This is a genomic window from Sulfurovum indicum (assembly GCF_014931715.1).
In the GTDB taxonomy this organism is placed as follows: domain Bacteria; phylum Campylobacterota; class Campylobacteria; order Campylobacterales; family Sulfurovaceae; genus Sulfurovum; species Sulfurovum indicum.
In genome coordinates this window covers 793928-813051 of record NZ_CP063164.1, presented here as the reverse complement: position 1 = coordinate 813051, position 19124 = coordinate 793928, and the positions used below count along the sequence as shown (strand labels likewise).

The following is a 19124-nucleotide window of genomic DNA, read 5'->3' as shown; positions in this document are numbered from 1 at the left end:
CCATATTTCCTTTTTATATAGTAAGGTAATACTATCATATAATTATAAATATTGAGATGAAACCCTCTACACTCTTCTATCTTCCCTGGATGACAATATCACTATCTGTATTGAAGTCTTTTTTGTAGACCACATCCAGTGACTCGGATTTTTCGCTTGCTCCCACTACTACATCTATACTTGGGCTGTATTTATACTTCACCTCTATCTTCGGTATCTCCCCGTTAATATAGATCACTGTTGTCCTGTCATTCAGTTTTTTTCCCACTTCCACACTGTTTCCTTCCCCAATCACCAGGTGGTCAAGCTTGACCCCGAGATCATTCAGTGCCGACTTTGCCATGGCTCCCCCCATCATCTTCATCATGTCACCGGCATTATTCGCAGCAGCAGCCTCTTCGGAATCAAAAAGAAGAAGAGAGAGGATCTGCTCCTTGCTCAGGCTTGGTACAGAAGAGAAAAGTATATTCGGTATTGCTGGCGTCCCCGTTATATGTACTCTGATCAGATGGCGCAGAGACTGGTATTTGACGGTAATATCAAGTATCGGTTTTGAAGGATCGCCTGTCAGATAGATATGGCTCTGTTCGAGAATGAATTTTTTGCCCTGAAAAAGGTAGCTTCCGCCATCAACCAAGTCTATCGAACCGATAACAAGCGGATCGGACATGACCGATTTGTGTACAACAAGATCCGCACTGGCTTTTACATCAACCGGCCCTTCCCTGTAGACCAACGGTTTTTGTGTATCGATCTGCAGCTGAAGAGTCAGGTTGTCCATCAAAGGATTCGGCTCTTTTTTCTTCATCTCCTGTACTATCACTATATCACTGTCACTCGGGTAGGACCTGGCAGCCAGATCATAATGGATATCCCCTCCAAGGAGTGTTATCTTTCCCCTGATGTCGGTTAGATTCCCGTCCAGCCTGCTCTCAATACTGATCCTGCTGTCAAGATCGATCATCTCATGCGAAAAACGGAACTTCTCCGCCTCTGCCAAAACTTTGCCCTGCATCGTTTTGCCATTGAGTTCTCCAGTCACTTTCAGCTGATCGTTCAACCACAGCTGTGCGATCGTGATCATCTCTTTGTCAAAGCTGACGACAGAAGGTTTCTTGGCAAAGAACTTCATTGTATTGTAGGTAAACCGGTAAGAGCTTAATTCGATCTTCGGACCTTTTTTTCTCAGGACCACCTTCACATCATCGATTCTGTGTTCAGTTTTTCTGTCTGAACGGTAGAGCACTTGAGGTGCGTTAATCTCCAGTAGCGCTTCCATTGTTTTCCTGACAGACAAGGAGAGACTCAGTTTTCCCTCTACGTTTGGCATATCTGTGACCGTATAGAACTGACTGGCTGTTTCCAACAGGGTTTTGAACGAATTGACCTCGCTTTGAATGAGCATATCCCCACCGATCTTCCCATTCAGAGTGGTCCTGAGGCCGGCAAGTTCCATTCTCCCCTCTACCGTTTTCTTATGCGTTTTCACCTGCACTTCGGCAGAAAGTTTGTCCGACTTAAGTGTTGCAGTCACATCACGCTTCCCTATTTTTACAGAGGAGACTAGTGGACTTACTGCATCCCAACGGATATTTTCATCAAGATCTCTCAGCAGCGACTTTTTCGGCAGAGTTGCTGTCGCTTTGAGTGTAATGATCTTGTCATAGTGCACATCGGCATCGATATTGGCAACATTGGAAATGATATTCACTTTACCTGAGAGAGGTATCAGTCTGGCAAAATTAAGTGGTATATCAATCACAGCATTGACCCTGGTGGCATTAAGCTCGGCAGGAAGCGAGACCAGTTCCCCGAGAGCAATGGCATCTTTTGTCTCCAGACGGAAGAGACCTTTCTTTCTAAAGTCTTCTACATTGAAACTGCCTTTCAGCCCTTCTGTATCTATATGGGCCTTGAGAGTCTGCAGATCTCCACTGTAGTCAATATGCAGGTTGGCGACCTCTTTTAGCAGTCTGCTGTCCAGACCGGCGAACTCTCCCGCCTTCACTTCTCCTTCGTAACTGATCTTTTCATCCATCACAAACCGGTTTGTAACCAGGATATCCTTGATATACGGTGTGGAGATCCTCATCTGTGTATCGGCATTGAGTCTCCGCTCTTTGAACCGATAGACTGCACGGCTCTTTAATGAATCAATATCGATATTGAATTCTCTGCTCTGGTTGGCATCACCTTTTGCGAGCATAATATTTTTTGCTTTGGCCTTCAGGTTTACCGTGACCTTCTCTTTCGAGGCAGCGAAATCGATATCTATGTTTCCTACAGCCTTTTTTCGCAACGGTATTTTGTAAAGATCAAAAAGGCGCTGGTTGGGGGTGAGTACCAGGTGCCCTTCTATATGATTGTTCTCTATTTTACCGCTTTCCGTAAAGCTGGTAAGATTCGTCTTTCCTTTGAGGTTTATCATCCCTTCTTCCACAAGAAGGTTCTCCACATCAAACTTCACTTTCCCGGCATCCAGTGCAAATGCCAAAATATGCACAGGCTCGAAGGTGACCGGCATGATATCGGCATGCAGGGACTTGAGCAGGATTTTTTTAGGAATAAAAGGGTTCATCTTCTGCGGTTTCGTTCTGTTACCCTCTTTTGCTCTCTCTTCTTCGACTGCAGCTTCCGGCTTGCTGTCTGTACTGCTTTCATTGCTCTTTGGCAGGAACAGCGCCTTCAGTACCAGGGTATCGAGCCTGCTCATATTGACCCTGTTCAGGGTAGCTGTATCACTTTTCAGGCTCCCCTCTATATCGATCCTGCCTGCATCACTTTTAAGCTCAAGCGCATAACGATCGATGCTGAATGCACCTTCTCTCTTTTTCAGGAGCTTTACAATATCCGCACTCAGGCCCTCAACCGTTATTTTAAGATTCTCTATCGTTGCGGCAGAATATCTTCCGGGCTTCAGTGCTGCGCTGAAATAGTGTACATCTGCTTCTTTCGGGATCAGAGGGTTGGAGTGTTCCCTTGTTGTTTTCAGTCGAGTTTCGGAAGGAGCTTTGGCTGCCGTTCTGCCCTCCTGCAACAGAAACATCTTCTGCAGTATCTCCGGATCTGTCTCATCGAGAGTCAATCTCTTGAGTGTTACCTTTCCCTCTTTCAAACCTGCATGCAGTTTCAGTTTTGTTACATTGGTATCCAGCTGCAGTTTCAGATCACCTGCCTCCACTTTATCGGCAGAGTAGAGAAGATCTTCAGCATCCAGAAGCGTTTTTTCTATCCTGATCCCCTGTTCGACAAAAGGATTTAGCGTGACATGTACCCTGCCTGCTGTCACTGCAAACGGAAACGGCGAAGCACTAGCTTGCTCCCCGTTTTTACGAAACGATGCGACCAGCGCCCTGAGTGTATCGATATCAACCTCTTCAGCGCTGACCTCATTGATGGAAAGACGCTTATAGAGAATACCTGAAGGGTTCCATAAAAACCGGATCTCCCTGACAAGAGGTCTGTCGGCATACTTAATCCCCTTTATCCTTACACCGGTAAAAATATTCCCGGAGATATCTTCATAAGTGATATGATACCCGGGAGCAAAGGTGTCTGCTGCTTTTTTGATAACAGATGAAGAGTTTCCGGCGACCACTACAGCCGTTATCAGGATAACGAAGAGAAGTAGTGATCCGTAAAAAAACTTCTTCAAAATGACTGTCCTACCTGAAATGAGACACCGTAGAAAGAGGGATCGTCCACATTGAAACCGATATCAAGCTTGAAAGGACCCACCGGTGTCATATAGCGTATACCCACCCCTGCAGAAGTGATGATCTCTCCGGAAAAATCATAACTCCCTGCTGTCAGCATCGTATTGTCCGTGAAGAGTGCTGCAGAGAGATCGCCCCAGAGAGGATAGTCCATTTCAAAAGAGAGGTTCACCATACTCATTGCACCACTGACAAGATACTCTGTGGGTGAAACGATCACCCCCAGCTCACGATATCCGTAGGCACGGTTGGAGTAGGCCCCGCCGCCAAAGAACTTTTTCGACTCAGGGATACCGTGGGGGGACTCCTCCTGCATATCGATCGAACCGATCTTTCCGACCGCTGCCATGGTCAGGTCCGATACGCTGTAGACACCGCGTGCCTCAAAGAGTGTCTTCAGATAAAGACTTGAATCAGCATCAGCCGGGATCCCGTACTCCGTATAGGCAGAGAGATAATACCCCTCTCTGGGATTGAGCCTGGAATCTCTTGCATCATAGACAATGCTGAAATAGGGATAGAGAAGAAGGAAGGTATCGTATGCATCATCCGGCAAACGCCTCACTCCATTATTCACTTCCGAGATATCTATCGCTTCATATGAGAGGCCGCCGCTCAGTGTGAGCTTATCACTCTCATGTTTCAGAAAGGCTTTCATAAAGCTTTTTCTCTCACGAAAACCTTCAAACTCCAGATTTGAATATCCTGTACTTATACCCAGATCGATACCGAAACCATCAAGATCGAGCAGGAGCGGTTTGTAAAAATCGACGATCCCCAGCTGTTCCAGTGCAGACCAGGAACCCCTGATGCCCAACTGTTGCGCATTTCCAAAAAAGTTGTGTTTGACAAAAGTACCGTGAACCCGTGAACCGACATAGGTATCGTACCCGGCACCTGCTTCAACATGATACGGTTTGCTCATCTCCTGTACCGTAATATCCACAGGTACGACATTATAGAACTTTCTATCGATACTGATCAGTACCGAATCAAATGAGTGAAGCCCGTAGATCGCTGCGTAACTGCTCTGTACCGCTTTTGTACTGAAGCGTGATCCTTTCTTGGCACTCACCCGGCTGCTGACGATCTTTTCATCGATACGCTTCAGCCCTTTGACCGTCACATCACCGAAGGTACAGAGACCGCCTTTATTCAGTAAAAAACGTATATCGACCCTGTGCTCTTCAAGGTCGACAAAGGCTTTACTGTCAAGGTCATAACTGCAGTATCCCTCTTTGAGCAGCGCCTCTGTGATCCGGCTTTTAAGGGTGATGAATTTTTTGCTGCGGAATCTTTCCCCTTTTTCAAATGTTACCAGACCGGAGATATCAAAATCGCTGCTGATGTTGATATCTCTGACCCTGACAGGCTTCCCCTCTTCTATCTTTACATTCACGACTGAAGCACTCTCTTTTATCTCGAACCGTGCATCATAGTACCCTTCCGAATCATAAAAACTGCGCAGGGCCAAAGGAAGTGTCGGAACAAGCCTCTGGCGTATCGTCGCTTTCTTCTCTTTCCAGAATTGAAAGAAACCGGGGTACTCGATGCTCAATGCCTCATAGAGATCAGAGAGTTCGAATGCCTTGACCCCTTTGATAGATATCTTTTTGACAGAGAGTACACTCTTCCGGGAACTGTTCGTCTCCACACCCTCTCCCTCCGTGACGTTCCCGTCAGCCAAAAGGAGAGTACAAAGAAGCAGAAGTAAAAACAAGTGTTTCAAAACCATTAGCCTTTCTCTTAAAACACCTATTGTAGCGTAAAAAGTTATCCCAGAAGATCTCTGACGCTCTGCCGGGGGTCTTTCCCCTTTTCGATCATCGCATAGACCTCTGAGGCAATAGGGAGGTAGATACCTTTTTTCTCTGCGATCTTCTGCAGGGCTTTTGAGGTCCCCACTCCTTCTGCCACTTCGCCCAGCTCTTTGAGGATCTCATCCATCTTCTTCCCTTTTGCAAGACCGAGTCCTACACGGTAGTTACGGGAGAGAGTTGAGCTTGCCGTCAGGAAAAGATCGCCGGCACCGCCCAGAGAGAGAAACGTTTCGCTGTGCGCACCGAATGCCTCTCCAAAGCGTGTCATCTCCACCAGACCGCGCGAGATAAGTGCAGCCCTGGCATTGTTGCCCAGCCCCAAGCCGTCACAGACACCACTGGCGATCGCAATGACATTCTTGTATGCACCCGAAACCTCTGCACCTATGATATCATCACTTATATACCCTTTGATATAGTTAGGGAGTGCATCGGAAAAAGTCCGTGCCAGTTCCAGGTTAACAGAACTAATCATCAATGCAGTAGGCAGAGACTGAACCACTTCCGCAGCGAAAGAGGGTCCGGAGATATAGGCAAGTCTCTGCTGGGGAACGAACTCCCCGTAGATATCATTGAGAAATGCTCCTGTAGCGGTCTCTATCCCTTTGGCTGCGACCAGTATCTTCTGTCCTCTATCCTCAAAATACTTCTCAAGCCAGCTTCTGACGAACTGTGCAGGGATCGCCATGACCTGATACTCTCTTGAAAGCGCCTCATCCAGAGAGACAAAATTTTCGATCTCTCTGGGTGTTCTGGAGTGTATTACTACATCATTCTTCTGCGAAAAGGCATGATACAATGCCTGTCCCCACTTGCCTGCCCCAATAACTGCCATCTTCATGACGTATGCTCCTTTTTATCTTGATCACCTCTATCAGGTTCTTTCCTTCCTATGATCTTCTTAAAGATACGCAGCTTCTCCATCTCTCCCATACAGACGATGATATCACCGCTGTCAAGCTGGTGTTCATGTCCTGCTGTGACAAATTCAAAGCCTCTGCCAAGTTCCATATCGACCATACCTACCAGCAAAACATCATAAGAGGAGAAATTCACCTCTTCAAGTTTCCTGCCGTTAAGGAATGACCCTTCCGGGATCTCCATCTCCATGAAACTGATCCCCTCTTTGCTCATAATAAAATCTTTCATCAGCTGTGTGGTGATGGGACGTTTAAGAATATTATGGATACGGTTGGCACTCACTTCATAAAGATCGATCACCTTTTTTGCACCGGCCAGCTTGAGTTTGCCGGTCGTATGGATGGAGTCGGAGATCGCCACGATATAGAGGTCGGGGAACAGCGAGGTCAAAGAGAGTGTAATAAAGACATTATAGTGTTCATCATCCATCACACAGACCAGTTTATCGTAACTTTCCGGATCGAGCGCAACAAGCTCCTCATCTTTACTCATATCTATCAGAACACTCTCCTTGAAACCATCCTCAAGCGCATTCTGATAGAATGTTTCATTCTGCTCTGCTACTTTAAGCACATATCCGTCTTCAAGCAGTCCTTTGGCAATATATTTTCCATGGTGCCCGTATCCGAATAGAAGGATCTTTTTTGACGGCATCACCCCACTCCTCTGTTTCTCTCTCTAAAATGATCCAGACTGATCTTTCTGCCAATGACCAAAAGCACATCATGTGCCTCCAGACGGGTCTCTTTGGGTGGATTAAAGAAGAATTCGCCCTTTCGGTGAATACCAAGAAAGAGCAGTTTGAACTCCCTGAATGCCAGATCCTCTACCGTTTTTTCCACCAGGGAACCATAGGCATTCATATGGATCTCATAGATCTGTGCCGACTCTTTCCCGGTCAATACGGCATGCAGTGCTTTATACATCGTAGGCTGGGTAATCGCGATATGGATCATATTGTTGACCACTTCATGCGGCAGTAAAATGTGGTTCGCGCCGGCATATTCGAACTTTCTGACCATATTCTGGTGACTGGCTCTGGCGATCACCTGGATCTTTTTTGAAATAGATTTTGCCGTGAGCGTAATATAGATATTCTCCACATCACTGGCTGTCAGACACAGCAGTGTGATCTTTGCATATTCCGTATTGAAACGTTTGAGTACTTCAGTGCGGCTAGCATCTTCATGGATCACATCAAACCCGTCTTTCCTTGCCTCTTCCACACGCTCACGATCTTTTTCCAAAATAATGTAGCCGTTCTTCGCAGGATCACCCTGCCGCAGGAACATTTTCGTCATCTGTCCGTAACCGCAAATGACCAGGAACGACTCACTCTTGTTGATCCGTTCAATAGTTCGCATCTCTTTGACCTCATTGAGCCTTTCAGAGAAAGCGGAGACAATCACCGAAGTCGCAAAGGAGATCATCGCTATTCCGCTGATAATAATGATCATCGAAATACTTCTTCCTTCCGGAGTAACAGGCGAAATATCACCGAACCCTACTGTCGAGATGGTTACGAGAGACCAGTAGAGCGCATCAAAGAGCGAATTGATATTCGGATTGACCTTCTCTTCGAGAACATAGATGGCGATCCCGGCGGTAATCACAATGAATGCGAGCAGAAAAAGAAGTGTATAGAGCTCGAACTGTTTGTTTCTCAATACCTCTACAAACTGATTGATACTCCTGGCATAACGCAGCAGCTTCAATACCCTGAAGAGTACAAAGATGCGCAGCACTCTGATCGGTCTGTATGCGGGAAAGATCGCCAGCAGATCGATGATCGCCGATGGGGTGAGCATATATCTGAACTTCTCCAGCAGTACTTTCCTGAGAGGTCTTGCTATTTTAAAAGGTTTGTCAAGAAACTTCGAATCGTAGTATTCGCTCAATACCGCTTCTGAGAGATCATTGTGTACCCATAGACGCAACAGATACTCAATAGCAAAGACCACAGAGACGAAATAGATGTCATAGTAGTCCAGCCATACAGGTACCGGATGCTTCACTTCATAGACCAGAATGAATACAGAGGTAACTATGAGAAAGATAATGGTCAGATCAAAATACTTCTTCTTTTCATTGTTTGGGTTGTTGAGAATGTCGCGTATAGCGGACTTTGTCTTCCGGTAACGCCTGGAGCTGTGTAAAAAACGGGCAATGGAGAGTATCGTATCGTTCATTTCCCGTTTCTCCTTTAAGGCAGGTTATGCAAGCCGCTGTTTAAGCAACTCGTTCACCTTGGCAGGATTGGCCGAACCTTTGCTTGCCTTCATCGTCTGTCCGACAAAGAAGCCGAAAAGCTTCTCTTTTCCTGCTTTGTATTGTTCAACTTTCTCCTCATTTGCAGCCAGTATCTCATCGATGAGTGCCAAGATCGCACCGTCATCGCTTACCTGTGCCAGACCAAGTTCATCAATGATCGCATCAACATCACGACTCTCATTCTCCATCATATAGTCCAGTACCTCTTTGGCACCTTTCCCGGAGATGGTATCATCTGCGATCTTTGAGACCAGAGTCCCCAGCGTCTTTGCATCTACCGGTGATGCTTCGATTGAAAGACCGGCTTTGTTCAAACGCCCGAGCAGTTCCGAGGTTAACCAGGTCACTGCTGTCTTGGCAACCGCACCGTGTGAGAGCATCTCTTCGAAATAGTATGCCATCTCTTTGACAGATGTGATGACAAGGGCATCATCTCTTTTGATACCAAGCTCTTCAACATAACGCTTCACTTTTTCATCAGGCATCTCAGGGATCTTTTTCGCCTCTTCGATCATCTCCTCTGTCACGATAAGCGGTCTGAGGTCAGGGTCAGGGAAGTAACGGTAGTCTGCCGCTTCCTCTTTCCCTCTCATTGATCTGGTCACCCCTTCGGCTACATTCCAGAGTCTTGTCTCCTGTACGACCTCCTGGTCATAGACCCCATCCTCATATGCTTCTATCTGTCTTTGCACCTCATATGCGATCGCCTGTGCCACAAAACGGAAAGAGTTGATATTTTTGATCTCTACTCTGGTGCCGTACTCCTCCTGTCCTTTGGGACGGATCGAGACATTCACATCACATCTGAACGACCCCTCCTGCATATTTGCATCGGAGATATCAAGATAGCGTACAGTAGCATGGAGCTTTTTCAGGTAGGCAACCGCTTCATCCGAACTTCTCATATCCGGAGCAGAGACGATCTCGATAAGCGGTGTCCCTGCACGGTTGAGATCGACTTTGGAGTGGTCTCCCTCATGCATGTTCTTTCCTGCATCTGCCTCCAGGTGCGCCTGGGTGATCCCTACACGCTTTTGAGACCCGTCTTCCAGATCGATGTAGAGCTCCCCGTTCTGTACGATCGCTTTGGTAAGCTGTGTGATCTGGTACGCGGAAGGACTGTCCGGATAAAAGTAGGATTTTCTGTCAAATGTCGAATCATGGTTGACTGTTGCATTGAGTGCATAGCCCAGTCTCATCGCCTTCATAGCCGCTTCCTTGTTCACCACAGGCAAAGCTCCCGGAAGTGCAAGGCAGGTTGGACAGGTATTGCTGTTCTGGTGCTCGGCAAATGAGGTTGGACAAGAGCAGAAGAGTTTGGTTTTCGTGTTGAGTTGAACGTGAACTTCAAGACCGATAACGGTTTCAAACATAGTGATTTTCCTTCAAAACGTAGGTGTTAAATTAGAAGATATTATAGCGTTTTGGTTATTTGATGCAGTTTAGGAAGAGTTAAGAGTTAAGAGTTAAGAGTTAAGAACGATCATGCAGCAAACCTTTCCTAATTCTTAACCCTCTTTCTGATCTGCAAGCTTTTCAAGCAGTTTCGTCTGCTTCTTCAGTTCTGACAGTTTCTCTTTGTCAGTGATGAAATACTCCAGCGCAAGTACACCCAGCAGACCGGGCGTTGCTCCTATCAGTGCAGAGATAACGGCAAAGAGAATACTGCTTTCGTAAAAAGAGAGAAAAGAGGTCAGTGCGCCTATAAGCATAACGGCCCAGGCAACACCTAAAAGAAAATTGATCACAAAACCAAGTGTTCTGTTCTCAAACCGCATCAGCGTTACACAGCACCCATAGTGTCGGCTGCAGGGTTTGGTGCTGTTTCATGCTCTTCATCGATCGCTACAGCACCTGCAAGGTAAACGTAGATAAGGATCATGAAAACGAATGTCTGAAGCAGCGCAGAGAATGTAAGCAGGAGATATGCCGGAAGCGGTGCAATGAATGGGACCAGCATCAAGAGTACCCACAGGAAAAGGTCATCCCCTTTAATGTTACCGAACAAACGGAAACTGAGAGAGATGATTCTTGAAATATGTGAAACGATCTCGATCGGGAACATCAAAGGCGCAAGAAGTTTTACCGGCCCTGCAAAGTGTGCAAAGTAGTGTACCACACCCTGCTTTCTGATACCTTCATAGTTGTAGTAGAAGAATACCATCAATGCCAAAGGCAGTGTAATATTGATGTTGGAGGTCGGGGATTCAAAACCGGGAATAATACCGATCACGTTCGAAACAAAAATGAAAAGCCCTACTGCCGCAACAAGCGGAAGGTACTTTCTTGCCAACTCTTCACCGATCACATCTTTACCCATAGCAACCACACCGCCAAGGTAAGCTTCCATTACATTCTGTGCACCTGTCGGTACAGCTCTTAGACTTTTTGTCGCTGATTTTGCAATGAACAGAATAATTCCCGCCACCAGTACAAGGTGGGCAACGAACAGCATCTGTCCATGTCCGAAAATCACGCCTAGGTAAGTAAATACACCTTCCATAAAACATCCTCTTGTTATAATTTGCTGTATTTTACATAAAAAGCACTAAATTACGGGTTAATTTTAATGAATAGATAGAATTTTTTCCTGTCCGATACGATAGAGCGCAAAGTCGTACTTCACAGGATCTTCCCGGTCCCATCTTCTGAATACTTCTGTCAGTTCGGTCACTGCTTTCATATCGTAACTTTTCCGTTTCAGAAGCTTCAGCTTTTTTGCTACTGTGAAGGTATGTGTATCAAGCGGCATCAGCAGATCCCTCTTTTTGATCTTTGACCACAGTCCCATATCCAGTGCATCGTCACGGACCATCCAGCGCAGATACATCATGTAACGTTTGTATGTTCCGGCTGAAGCCGGGTTTTTGGGGATTTTTCCGGTAAGAAAATCGTAACCGTAGGAGGTATGCGGGTAAACGCGCCTCAATGTCCCGATAAAGTGCCACAGACCATCGAGAATATTCCCCTCTTTTCTGTATCCCTCATAAAAAAGATCTTCAACGCTCTCTACCTCTTTCAAACGCTTGAGTGCTATAAAAAGTGCTGCAACATCTTCAGGTTTTTGAAAGCGGTAGTAGTGTTTCTGCAATGAGACAGAGATCTCCTCTTCACTTGCATCCAGAAGTGCAAAATCAAGACTCTCCAGGAATTTGACGATCTGCCCGGCATTGCCATAGGCGAAAAGCGCACAGATCAATGCGACGGATTCATCTTTCCAGCGTGAAGCAACAAAGAGCGGATCGGGTTTCTCATAAGAGAGTTCCGAAAGATCGTTACGCCTGGCTGCTTCTGTTTCAAGCATGCTTCTCACATCAGAAAGTTTCAGTTTTCTTCTCCTGTTCAATACCTGGAAAGGCGTTTTGAAAAGCCCGCGGACCGGTAAGAGAACCAGCTTTGATACCTGAGATCCTCTCTAGTCTCTAGAATGTAAAGTGCTCTCCCAGATAGTACCTGCGGACATTTTCATCATTGGCGATCTCGTCACTGCTGCCCGAAGCAAGCATCTCCCCGCTTCGCATCACATAGGCACGGTTACATATTCCCAGTGTTTCACGCACGTTGTGATCTGTGATCAGTATACCCATATCCAGCTCCACCAGTTGGCGAATGATATTTTGAATGTCAAGTACGGCAATAGGATCGACACCGGCGAAAGGTTCATCAAGCAGCAGGAATTTCGGCTCTCCCACCAGTGCCCGTGCGATCTCCACACGCCGTCGCTCACCTCCGCTCAGGCGAATACCCATGCGTGCACGTATCGGTTCTATATTGAAGATCTCCAAAAGTTTCTCAATACGGGGCTGAACCGTCTCTTCAGGCAGGCGCAGTGCTTCTGCGGCAATAAGCAGATTCTCCTCTACCGTCAGGTCCTTGAAGATACTCGACTCCTGGGGAAGATATCCTATCCCCATCTGTGCACGTCTGCTCAGAGGCAGTGCTGTAATGTTCTCCCCGTCCAGGAACACCTCTCCTTCAGTCACTCCGGTCAATCCGCATACCATATAGAAAGAAGTGGTCTTACCTGCACCGTTCGGCCCCAACAGGCCGACGATCTCTTTGCTTTTTACCTTGAGTGAGATATCATGGACGATCTTGGTCTTTTTGATGGTTTTGGAGAGACTTCTGGCTTCAAGTGTGTGCATTAGGTTTCTATCCTGTATATTCTTCTCTGATCATGGGGAGTGATCTCTACAATGGCCACATTATAACCAACCCCTTCTAAGAATGCTTTGAGTGCATCGCTTCCCCACTCGACCATATGCCATCCCGGCTTCTCAAACTCTTCAAAAAGCCCCATCTGCATGAACTCCTCATGCTCCAGACGGTAAAGATCGTAGTGGCAGAGGTCTTCACCGTAACAGTGCTGCAAAGAGAAGGTCGGAGAGGTCACTTCCCCTTCCACACCCCTGGCTTTGGCTATGGCCTGGGTCAGCGTGGTCTTGCCCGCAGCAAGATCTCCTCTGAGGAATACGATCGCATTGGCAGGAAGTGTCTCTTCCAGGTAACTGACTACTTTGTCAAGTTCCGACAGGGATGCTCTTATCTCTTTACTCATTTTGTTCCTACTTATGAATATCTGCAGAGGTCTCCCTTGTGGGTACCCTACCTGAGTTTTTGGCTTGTTTCAGCCATTCTTATTCTTGTTGATGTATGTAGGGGCAGGTTTTATGCCTGCCCCGGTCGGCACAAGACCGATCCCCTACGCGATCACCAATGACTGGCTCACATCCGCCACCTTCTGCAGATGCGCTGCAGCTTTACCGCTGGCTATGGCATCTTTTGCCTTTTCTACCGCTTCCTGAATGTCCCGTACACTGCCATCGGCAAAAAGCGCATAGGCAGCATTAAGCAGAACAATGTCACGTTTCGGGCCCTGCTCCACACCGGAGAGGATCTCTCTGGTGATCTGTGCATTATGTTGCGCATCCCCTCCGAGTATCTCCTCTTTGGGCGCTTTTGAGAAGCCAAAGGCAGCAGGGTCTATCTCCCCTTCCAGAATGCGTCCGTTCTCTACATAGGCAAAAGAGCTGCTGCATGCCAGGGAGATCTCATCCATCCCGTCATGGCTGCTGACCACGAATGCACGCTCTGTATCAAGTTCCAGAAGCGCTTCAGCCATGCGTTTTATAAAGTCCGGATCGAACACGCCAAGCAGATATTTTCCTGCTCCGGCAGGGTTGGTAAGCGGTCCCAGAATATTGAAGATGGTACGGTGCTCTATCGACTTTCTCACCGGCATGATATGTTTCATGGCAGGATGATGGTTCATGGCAAAGATAAATGCGAAACCTGTCTCTTCAAGCATTCTGATCTGTGCCTCCACAGGAAGGTTCAGATTGATACCCAGTGCTTCCAGCACATCTGCTGAACCCGAATTGGAAGTAATGGAACGGTTCCCGTGCTTGGCTACCACACACCCCATGGAAGCAAGCAGGAGGGAAACGGTGGTAGAGATGTTGAACGAACCGCTTCTGTCTCCGCCCGTACCGACTACATCGATCGCTTTTGCTCTGAGTTCATCAGAGAGAGGAAGCTTTACAGAGTGCTCGCGCATCACCGAAGCCGCTGCGGCGATATCTTCTCCGCTCTCTCCTTTTTCATAAAGGTCAATGAGGAACTGACGCGCCTCTGTTTCTTCCATCTCGTTGTTAAACAGTCTTTCGAATTGTTCTTTGATGTTCATTCTTCCTCACTCTCACTATCACTCTCCACCATCACTATCACTAGCTACTATCACTGTATGCGAAAGAACTCTCAAAGTTCTTTCACATACTCCTCTTTCTGACTCTTCGGGATCGTCTTGGTCATCGGTATCTGAAGCACCTCATACGATCTCGGTCCTTTCAGATACTCGATCGTGATCCTGTCTCCGACCTTCACATCCTTCGAAGCCTTTGCCTTTTGCCCGTTGACATAGACCACCCCGCTCTTGAGCATATCGGTCGCAATGGTCCTGCGCTTGACCACATTCACCGCACTGAGCCATTTATCTACACGCATCACTTCTCCTTTCATCGAAAGTGATAGTAGATAGTGATAAAAATTTTATACACCCCCTACCAACTGTCACTATCACTCCCCACTATCACTATCACTAAAAACTATCACTCCCCACTATCACTATCACTATCACTATCAACTATCACTAAGCAAAGCGTCTCTATCACTGTGCCACACGCATCCTGAACGCTGAACGCTCAACGCTGAATCCAGCGCGAAGCGCCCTCTATCACTCGCAACTACCACTACACTTTTCACTGCTTGAAAAGTGCTTCCGCTTCCTTCGCACCTGTCAGCCCTTTCAGGGTCAGCTGCCCGTCCATCAGGTACTTTTCCGCCTTCAGCTGCTTGAAGATCTGCTTTGCCTCTTTCATATTGTACATACCTGTTGCCACCAGCATCACCTGGATATCTTTCAGTGTCTCATCAGGCTTTTTGTTCATAATACCAAGAAGCGTCACCTTCTTCAGAATATCTATATCATCTGCATTCATATGTGTCCCTTCTTACTGTTTGAACTTTGCTTCAGCCTCTTTGGCCCTGGCATGCCCCTTCATCGTCAGGTTGCCCATGGAGTTAATAAGCCCTTCACGTTTGAGCTCTTTCACAAGCTTTTTTGCTTCACTCTGCGAGTAGCTGCCAGAGTCGATCAGCATCCCGATAACATCATCCAGCCCTTCACCTTTATGCTTTTTGAGTATACCAAGGAGGGTGACCTGTTTTAAAAGCTTTTTATCTTCATCGTTCATATTTAATCTCCGTATGGGAAGATATTATCTTTCTCAAGGGTCGACACAAGATCGACCCCTACATGTTAATGGAGGTCGGCATTAAGCTTTACTTCACGCGTACTTCTGCGTGCAATGGTCTCACCGGTCAGTGAGTTCTGTCTGTAGTGGATACCGTTGAGCCCCTGGAGCTCTTCTCCCTTGAAAGTTGTTTTCTCTTCAAGTTCTGCATCCGGATTCGCTGCTTTGATCTTCTCCAGCTCTTCAGGTGAGATCTTGATCTTCGTTCCTGCAAGGATCGTTACACCCGCATCCACAATACATCCGTCACCTACCGGCAGACCTGTTACCGAGTTGGCACCAAGCAGGGTATTCTCTCCGATGCTGATAGGATTGCCGTCCGTTCCGGAAAGGACACCGAGGATACTCGCACCCCCTCCGACATCCGAACCGCTGCCCACGATCGCCGAAGATGAGATACGTCCTTCAACCATGACCGGTCCGAGCGTTCCGGCATTGAAGTTGATGTAGGAGGCTCCCGGCATCACTGTCGTACCGGCTGCAAGCTGTGCTCCCATACGTACTTTGGATGCATCAAGGATACGCGTATTGTCATCAGGAATGATGTGCTGAAGGAATCTCGGGAACTTGTCTACAGAGTCGACTGCCGGATAGGTACCGTTCAGTTTCATCTCGATCTCATTTTCTCGCAGCCACTCCAGTTCATACGGTGTGTTGCCTACCCATGCCACATTGGAGAGAATACCGAATGCACCGTTGAGATTGACTTTTCTAAGCTCTGCTTTTCTCAGAGAAAGAGCATAAAGCTTGAGATAGACCGCTTCTACACTCTGAGGTGCCGCATCTTCAAAAAGGAATACAATGCGGTAGTCTTTACCAATATCTTCCATGTTTGCCAGTGCTTTGATCACCTGCACATTTCTGTGTGCATCACCTGTCGCTTCTGCTGCATAGGGTGCAAATGCAGCCATCGCATTGGCTACAAAGTTGTCATTGATAGTCGCTACAAACTCACTGCCGCTGAAATCAACATCACACTTAGCCTCCTGAAGTGCCTTGATGAATACTGCTGCCGAACCGAAGTTCTCTTTCCAGTTGATCAGGGGGAAGCTTGCCTGAAGTACTTTCTCCGCATTCTTCTGTCCTCTGTCCACTCTGGCAATACCAAATGCAACCGGCTCTCTGTACCCCTTCTGTGAAGTCGTCTCCGCTACCAGTTTTTTAAACTCTTCTGTTGATGTCAATGTCTCTATTGCCATATAAAATACTCCTGAATATAATGATAAAAATGATGGGTGATTATACTCGTTTTTATTTAAAATAGTGTAAAATCCGCGCATGAAACACTTACGAGGCTATACCAGAAGGTACTTTTCCCTTGCCATCATCGCCATGTACTCGACACTGCACAGACTCTGCCGTCTTGACAGCAGCTATCAGTACCACAAACTGGCATACTCCCCCCTGCCTCGCAAAACCGCTCCGCCGGTTCTCTCTGCATAAATTCATCTGAACCGTTTCTCTCGTTCCCGCGCTCTCCGTAGGAATGCGTACTTTAAGGGCACCTCTAATATATATTGGATTTGGATCTATAATGTATCTATGCATTCCCATGCAGAGTATGGGAACGAGTAAAATATTCAAGCTGTTCCCATGAGTAACCCGGTAATGCATAGATAACTTTATTACCGCGTTACACATGGGAACACGAAGACCAATCATTAAAACAAAACAGGAAAACAGACATGAAAAAAAACATTACACTCAGCCTGATACCGGCTCTGCTTTTAACCACACACACATTCGCACAGGAAGATCTCGGAGAGATCATTGTCACCACAGCTACACAAACGGCACAGAGTCTTGATGAAGTCACTTCCAACGTCGATGTGATCACAGCAGAGGAGATCGAAGCCCGAGGCTATACCACTGTAGCACAGGTACTTGGCTCTATTGCCGGTGTATCCTATGTGAGCAACGGCGGCATCGGGAAAAGCACTTCTCTTTTCCTTCGCGGTATGAGCAGCAAGTATACCCTCGTACTCATCGACGGCGTACGCTACAATGATCCGACATCTCTTGGCGGTGCACCCTTTGCCGATCTGATGATCGATGACATTGCACAGATCGAAGTGGTCAAAGGGGCACAGTCCGGTATATGGGGAGCAGATGCCAGTGCCGGTGTGATCAATATTATCACCAAAAAGGCACAACCGGGTACACACGCCTCTGCACACATCGAACGCGGAAGTTTCAATACCTGGAAATACGGTGCCACACTCTCTACTGCAGCTGAGAACTACTACCTCAAACTCAGCTACAACATTGTCGATACGGACGGATTTACCACGGTAGCTCCTTATGGTGAAGATATCGACCAGTATGAAGACGATGAGTATAGAAACAAAACACTGAACATACAGGCCGGCTTCAGCTTCAATGCAGCCAACAAGGTGGACCTCCTGCATACACGCATAGAGGGGAAAGGTGATGCGGATCCTTTTGATTTCTCTACCTACTCTTTCAACCCCGATGGTGACTACAGACTCGAAAGTACCTACAAGTTCACAAAAATGAACTTCAACCACATTGACAGCTTCAACGAGCTCAATATATACGCACAACGCTCCGACTTCAGCCGTACCTACCCAGATGCGACATACAGCCAGCACTTTGACGGCAGCATCGATGAGTTCGGGGTCAACTCCAAAATCGGTTACGGAACAAAGGACTTCATACTTGTCGGTCTTGATACAAAAGAGTACAGCCATGAGAACAGCCTGAACAAATCTTATGATTCTACCGGTTTTTTTGCAACCAATACCAATACCCTTGAGGGTGTAATGGGCGGAACGACCATACTGACCGAGTCTCTACGCTACGACAGATACAGTGACTTTGACAATGAAATAACCGGAAAGATAGGTATCAAACATATCCATGAACATATTCAGGGACTGGTCACCTCATTCAATTACGGTACAGCCTACAATGTACCTACTATGTACAACCTCTATGATCCGTTCAGCGGTAATGCAGACTTGACACCTGAAAGTATCAAGAGTTATGATGTCACTGTGGCATATAAAGATTTCAAAGTGACATACTTTAACAATAAGATCGATGATATGATCCAGTATGTAAGCCAGTATGATGCAAACGGAAACTGGATCGGTGGAGGTTATGAGAATATAGCCGGAACTTCAAAGATCGACGGTATCGAACTTGCCTATGAAAAAGAGATCTTTGACGGTATACTGTTCAACACCAACTATACACGACTCATCAGCGCGGAGGACAATGACGGAAAAGCACTGGCAAGACGTGCAAAAGAGACCTTCAACCTTGCTGTAGACTACTACGGTATTGAAAAACTGCACATCGGGGCAGATGCCCAATACATCGGAGAACGTTATGACCGGGCAGACAATCAGGGTGCCCAGACAGGAAAATATACTCTATTCAATGTGACAGCGGACTATCAGGTCACAGAGAACGTTCAGGTTTATGGTAAAATCGAGAATCTCGGTGACAAATACTACCAAACTGTTTATGGCTATGCAACAAGCCCCAGAGCCTTCTACATCGGGGTAAGAGGAAAAATCTAGATAGACCGTAAAGCGCAGGCAGCCAGGAGCAGAGAG

General features: G+C 46.9%; 18 protein-coding genes. 2 read left to right on the top strand and 16 right to left on the bottom strand.

Features of this window, described 5'->3' with window-relative positions; all coding sequences use genetic code 11:
- Positions 1 to 76 precede the first annotated feature (76 nt).
- The 16 genes from IMZ28_RS04115 to IMZ28_RS04040 all read right to left on the bottom strand — a co-directional run bounded on the left by IMZ28_RS04115 (position 77) and on the right by IMZ28_RS04040 (position 16739).
- Positions 77 to 3655, bottom strand: coding sequence for a translocation/assembly module TamB domain-containing protein (locus IMZ28_RS04115; RefSeq protein WP_197549481.1), 3579 nt, complete (start codon positions 3653 to 3655; stop codon positions 77 to 79).
- A complete protein-coding gene (locus IMZ28_RS04110; protein WP_197549480.1) occupies positions 3652 to 5451 on the bottom strand; it encodes an autotransporter assembly complex protein TamA in 1800 nt (599 codons plus the stop codon). The genes IMZ28_RS04115 and IMZ28_RS04110 overlap by 4 nt, the downstream gene beginning before the upstream one ends.
- 38 nt (positions 5452 to 5489) lie before the next feature.
- Positions 5490 to 6377: an NAD(P)H-dependent glycerol-3-phosphate dehydrogenase gene (locus IMZ28_RS04105; protein ID WP_197549479.1), complete on the bottom strand. Its 888-nt coding sequence runs from the start codon at positions 6375 to 6377 to the stop codon at positions 5490 to 5492.
- A complete protein-coding gene (locus tag IMZ28_RS04100) occupies positions 6374 to 7111 on the bottom strand; it encodes a potassium channel family protein (protein ID WP_197549788.1) in 738 nt (245 codons plus the stop codon). The genes IMZ28_RS04105 and IMZ28_RS04100 overlap by 4 nt, the downstream gene beginning before the upstream one ends.
- Positions 7111 to 8646, bottom strand: a complete 1536-nt coding sequence (locus IMZ28_RS04095) for an ion transporter (RefSeq protein ID WP_197549478.1) — start codon at positions 8644 to 8646, stop codon at positions 7111 to 7113. Before IMZ28_RS04095 ends, IMZ28_RS04100 begins: the two co-directional genes overlap by 1 nt.
- 24 nt (positions 8647 to 8670) lie before the next feature.
- The gene (gatB, locus tag IMZ28_RS04090; RefSeq protein WP_197549477.1) at positions 8671 to 10101 is read right to left on the bottom strand and encodes an Asp-tRNA(Asn)/Glu-tRNA(Gln) amidotransferase subunit GatB; all 1431 of its coding nucleotides are present in this window, start codon (positions 10099 to 10101) and stop codon (positions 8671 to 8673) included.
- A gap of 135 nt (positions 10102 to 10236) precedes the next feature.
- Complete coding sequence (locus tag IMZ28_RS04085) at positions 10237 to 10506, bottom strand: hypothetical protein (RefSeq protein ID WP_197549476.1); 270 nt, start codon at positions 10504 to 10506, stop codon at positions 10237 to 10239.
- Between the two features lie 5 nt (positions 10507 to 10511).
- Entirely contained in the window at positions 10512 to 11231 is a 720-nt protein-coding gene (locus tag IMZ28_RS04080; RefSeq protein ID WP_197549475.1) for a F0F1 ATP synthase subunit A, read from the bottom strand.
- A 63-nt stretch (positions 11232 to 11294) separates the two neighbouring features.
- Positions 11295 to 12032, bottom strand: coding sequence for a TIGR02757 family protein (locus IMZ28_RS04075; protein WP_197549474.1), 738 nt, complete (start codon positions 12030 to 12032; stop codon positions 11295 to 11297).
- Between the two features lie 118 nt (positions 12033 to 12150).
- Positions 12151 to 12873 (bottom strand): LPS export ABC transporter ATP-binding protein, encoded by a 723-nt coding sequence (lptB, locus tag IMZ28_RS04070; protein ID WP_197549473.1) that lies wholly within the window; start codon positions 12871 to 12873, stop codon positions 12151 to 12153.
- On the bottom strand, positions 12873 to 13286 hold the full coding sequence (gene tsaE / locus IMZ28_RS04065; protein ID WP_197549472.1) for a tRNA (adenosine(37)-N6)-threonylcarbamoyltransferase complex ATPase subunit type 1 TsaE: 414 nt from the start codon (positions 13284 to 13286) through the stop codon (positions 12873 to 12875). The genes lptB and tsaE overlap by 1 nt, the downstream gene beginning before the upstream one ends.
- A 144-nt stretch (positions 13287 to 13430) precedes the next feature.
- A complete protein-coding gene (gene trpD, locus IMZ28_RS04060) occupies positions 13431 to 14414 on the bottom strand; it encodes an anthranilate phosphoribosyltransferase (protein WP_197549471.1) in 984 nt (327 codons plus the stop codon).
- A 71-nt stretch (positions 14415 to 14485) separates the two neighbouring features.
- Positions 14486 to 14731 (bottom strand): RNA-binding S4 domain-containing protein, encoded by a 246-nt coding sequence (locus IMZ28_RS04055; protein WP_197549470.1) that lies wholly within the window; start codon positions 14729 to 14731, stop codon positions 14486 to 14488.
- A 254-nt stretch (positions 14732 to 14985) separates the two neighbouring features.
- Complete coding sequence (locus IMZ28_RS04050; RefSeq protein WP_197549469.1) at positions 14986 to 15225, bottom strand: hypothetical protein; 240 nt, start codon at positions 15223 to 15225, stop codon at positions 14986 to 14988.
- 12 nt (positions 15226 to 15237) lie between these two features.
- Entirely contained in the window at positions 15238 to 15480 is a 243-nt protein-coding gene (locus IMZ28_RS04045) for a hypothetical protein (RefSeq protein WP_197549468.1), read from the bottom strand.
- 65 nt (positions 15481 to 15545) lie between these two features.
- Entirely contained in the window at positions 15546 to 16739 is a 1194-nt protein-coding gene (locus IMZ28_RS04040; RefSeq protein WP_197549467.1) for a tetrahydrodipicolinate N-succinyltransferase N-terminal domain-containing protein, read from the bottom strand.
- A gap of 79 nt (positions 16740 to 16818) precedes the next feature.
- Here IMZ28_RS04040 and IMZ28_RS04035 point away from each other — a divergent pair, with 79 nt between their 5' ends.
- Entirely contained in the window at positions 16819 to 16983 is a 165-nt protein-coding gene (locus tag IMZ28_RS04035) for a hypothetical protein (protein ID WP_197549466.1), read from the top strand.
- A 242-nt stretch (positions 16984 to 17225) separates the two neighbouring features.
- Positions 17226 to 19088, top strand: coding sequence for a TonB-dependent receptor plug domain-containing protein (locus IMZ28_RS04030; protein ID WP_197549465.1), 1863 nt, complete (start codon positions 17226 to 17228; stop codon positions 19086 to 19088).
- The last annotated feature ends 36 nt before the right edge of the window (positions 19089 to 19124 follow it).

Excerpts from the sequence above, each read along its gene's own strand:
- IMZ28_RS04110 (WP_197549480.1), bottom strand. The coding sequence starts at position 5,451 with ATGGTTTTGAAACACTTGTTTTTACTTCTGCTTCTTTGTACTCTCCTT.
- IMZ28_RS04105 (WP_197549479.1), bottom strand. The coding sequence starts at position 6,377 with ATGAAGATGGCAGTTATTGGGGCAGGCAAGTGGGGACAGGCATTGTAT.
- IMZ28_RS04100 (WP_197549788.1), bottom strand. The coding sequence starts at position 7,111 with ATGCCGTCAAAAAAGATCCTTCTATTCGGATACGGGCACCATGGAAAA.
- IMZ28_RS04095 (WP_197549478.1), bottom strand. The coding sequence starts at position 8,646 with ATGAACGATACGATACTCTCCATTGCCCGTTTTTTACACAGCTCCAGG.
- gatB (WP_197549477.1), bottom strand. The coding sequence starts at position 10,101 with ATGTTTGAAACCGTTATCGGTCTTGAAGTTCACGTTCAACTCAACACG.
- IMZ28_RS04085 (WP_197549476.1), bottom strand. The coding sequence starts at position 10,506 with ATGCGGTTTGAGAACAGAACACTTGGTTTTGTGATCAATTTTCTTTTA.
- IMZ28_RS04080 (WP_197549475.1), bottom strand. The coding sequence starts at position 11,231 with ATGGAAGGTGTATTTACTTACCTAGGCGTGATTTTCGGACATGGACAG.
- IMZ28_RS04075 (WP_197549474.1), bottom strand. The coding sequence starts at position 12,032 with ATGCTTGAAACAGAAGCAGCCAGGCGTAACGATCTTTCGGAACTCTCT.
- lptB (WP_197549473.1), bottom strand. The coding sequence starts at position 12,873 with ATGCACACACTTGAAGCCAGAAGTCTCTCCAAAACCATCAAAAAGACC.
- tsaE (WP_197549472.1), bottom strand. The coding sequence starts at position 13,286 with ATGAGTAAAGAGATAAGAGCATCCCTGTCGGAACTTGACAAAGTAGTC.
- trpD (WP_197549471.1), bottom strand. The coding sequence starts at position 14,414 with ATGAACATCAAAGAACAATTCGAAAGACTGTTTAACAACGAGATGGAA.
- IMZ28_RS04055 (WP_197549470.1), bottom strand. The coding sequence starts at position 14,731 with ATGCGTGTAGATAAATGGCTCAGTGCGGTGAATGTGGTCAAGCGCAGG.
- IMZ28_RS04050 (WP_197549469.1), bottom strand. The coding sequence starts at position 15,225 with ATGAATGCAGATGATATAGATATTCTGAAGAAGGTGACGCTTCTTGGT.
- IMZ28_RS04045 (WP_197549468.1), bottom strand. The coding sequence starts at position 15,480 with ATGAACGATGAAGATAAAAAGCTTTTAAAACAGGTCACCCTCCTTGGT.
- IMZ28_RS04040 (WP_197549467.1), bottom strand. The coding sequence starts at position 16,739 with ATGGCAATAGAGACATTGACATCAACAGAAGAGTTTAAAAAACTGGTA.
- IMZ28_RS04035 (WP_197549466.1), top strand. The coding sequence starts at position 16,819 with ATGAAACACTTACGAGGCTATACCAGAAGGTACTTTTCCCTTGCCATC.
- IMZ28_RS04030 (WP_197549465.1), top strand. The coding sequence starts at position 17,226 with ATGAAAAAAAACATTACACTCAGCCTGATACCGGCTCTGCTTTTAACC.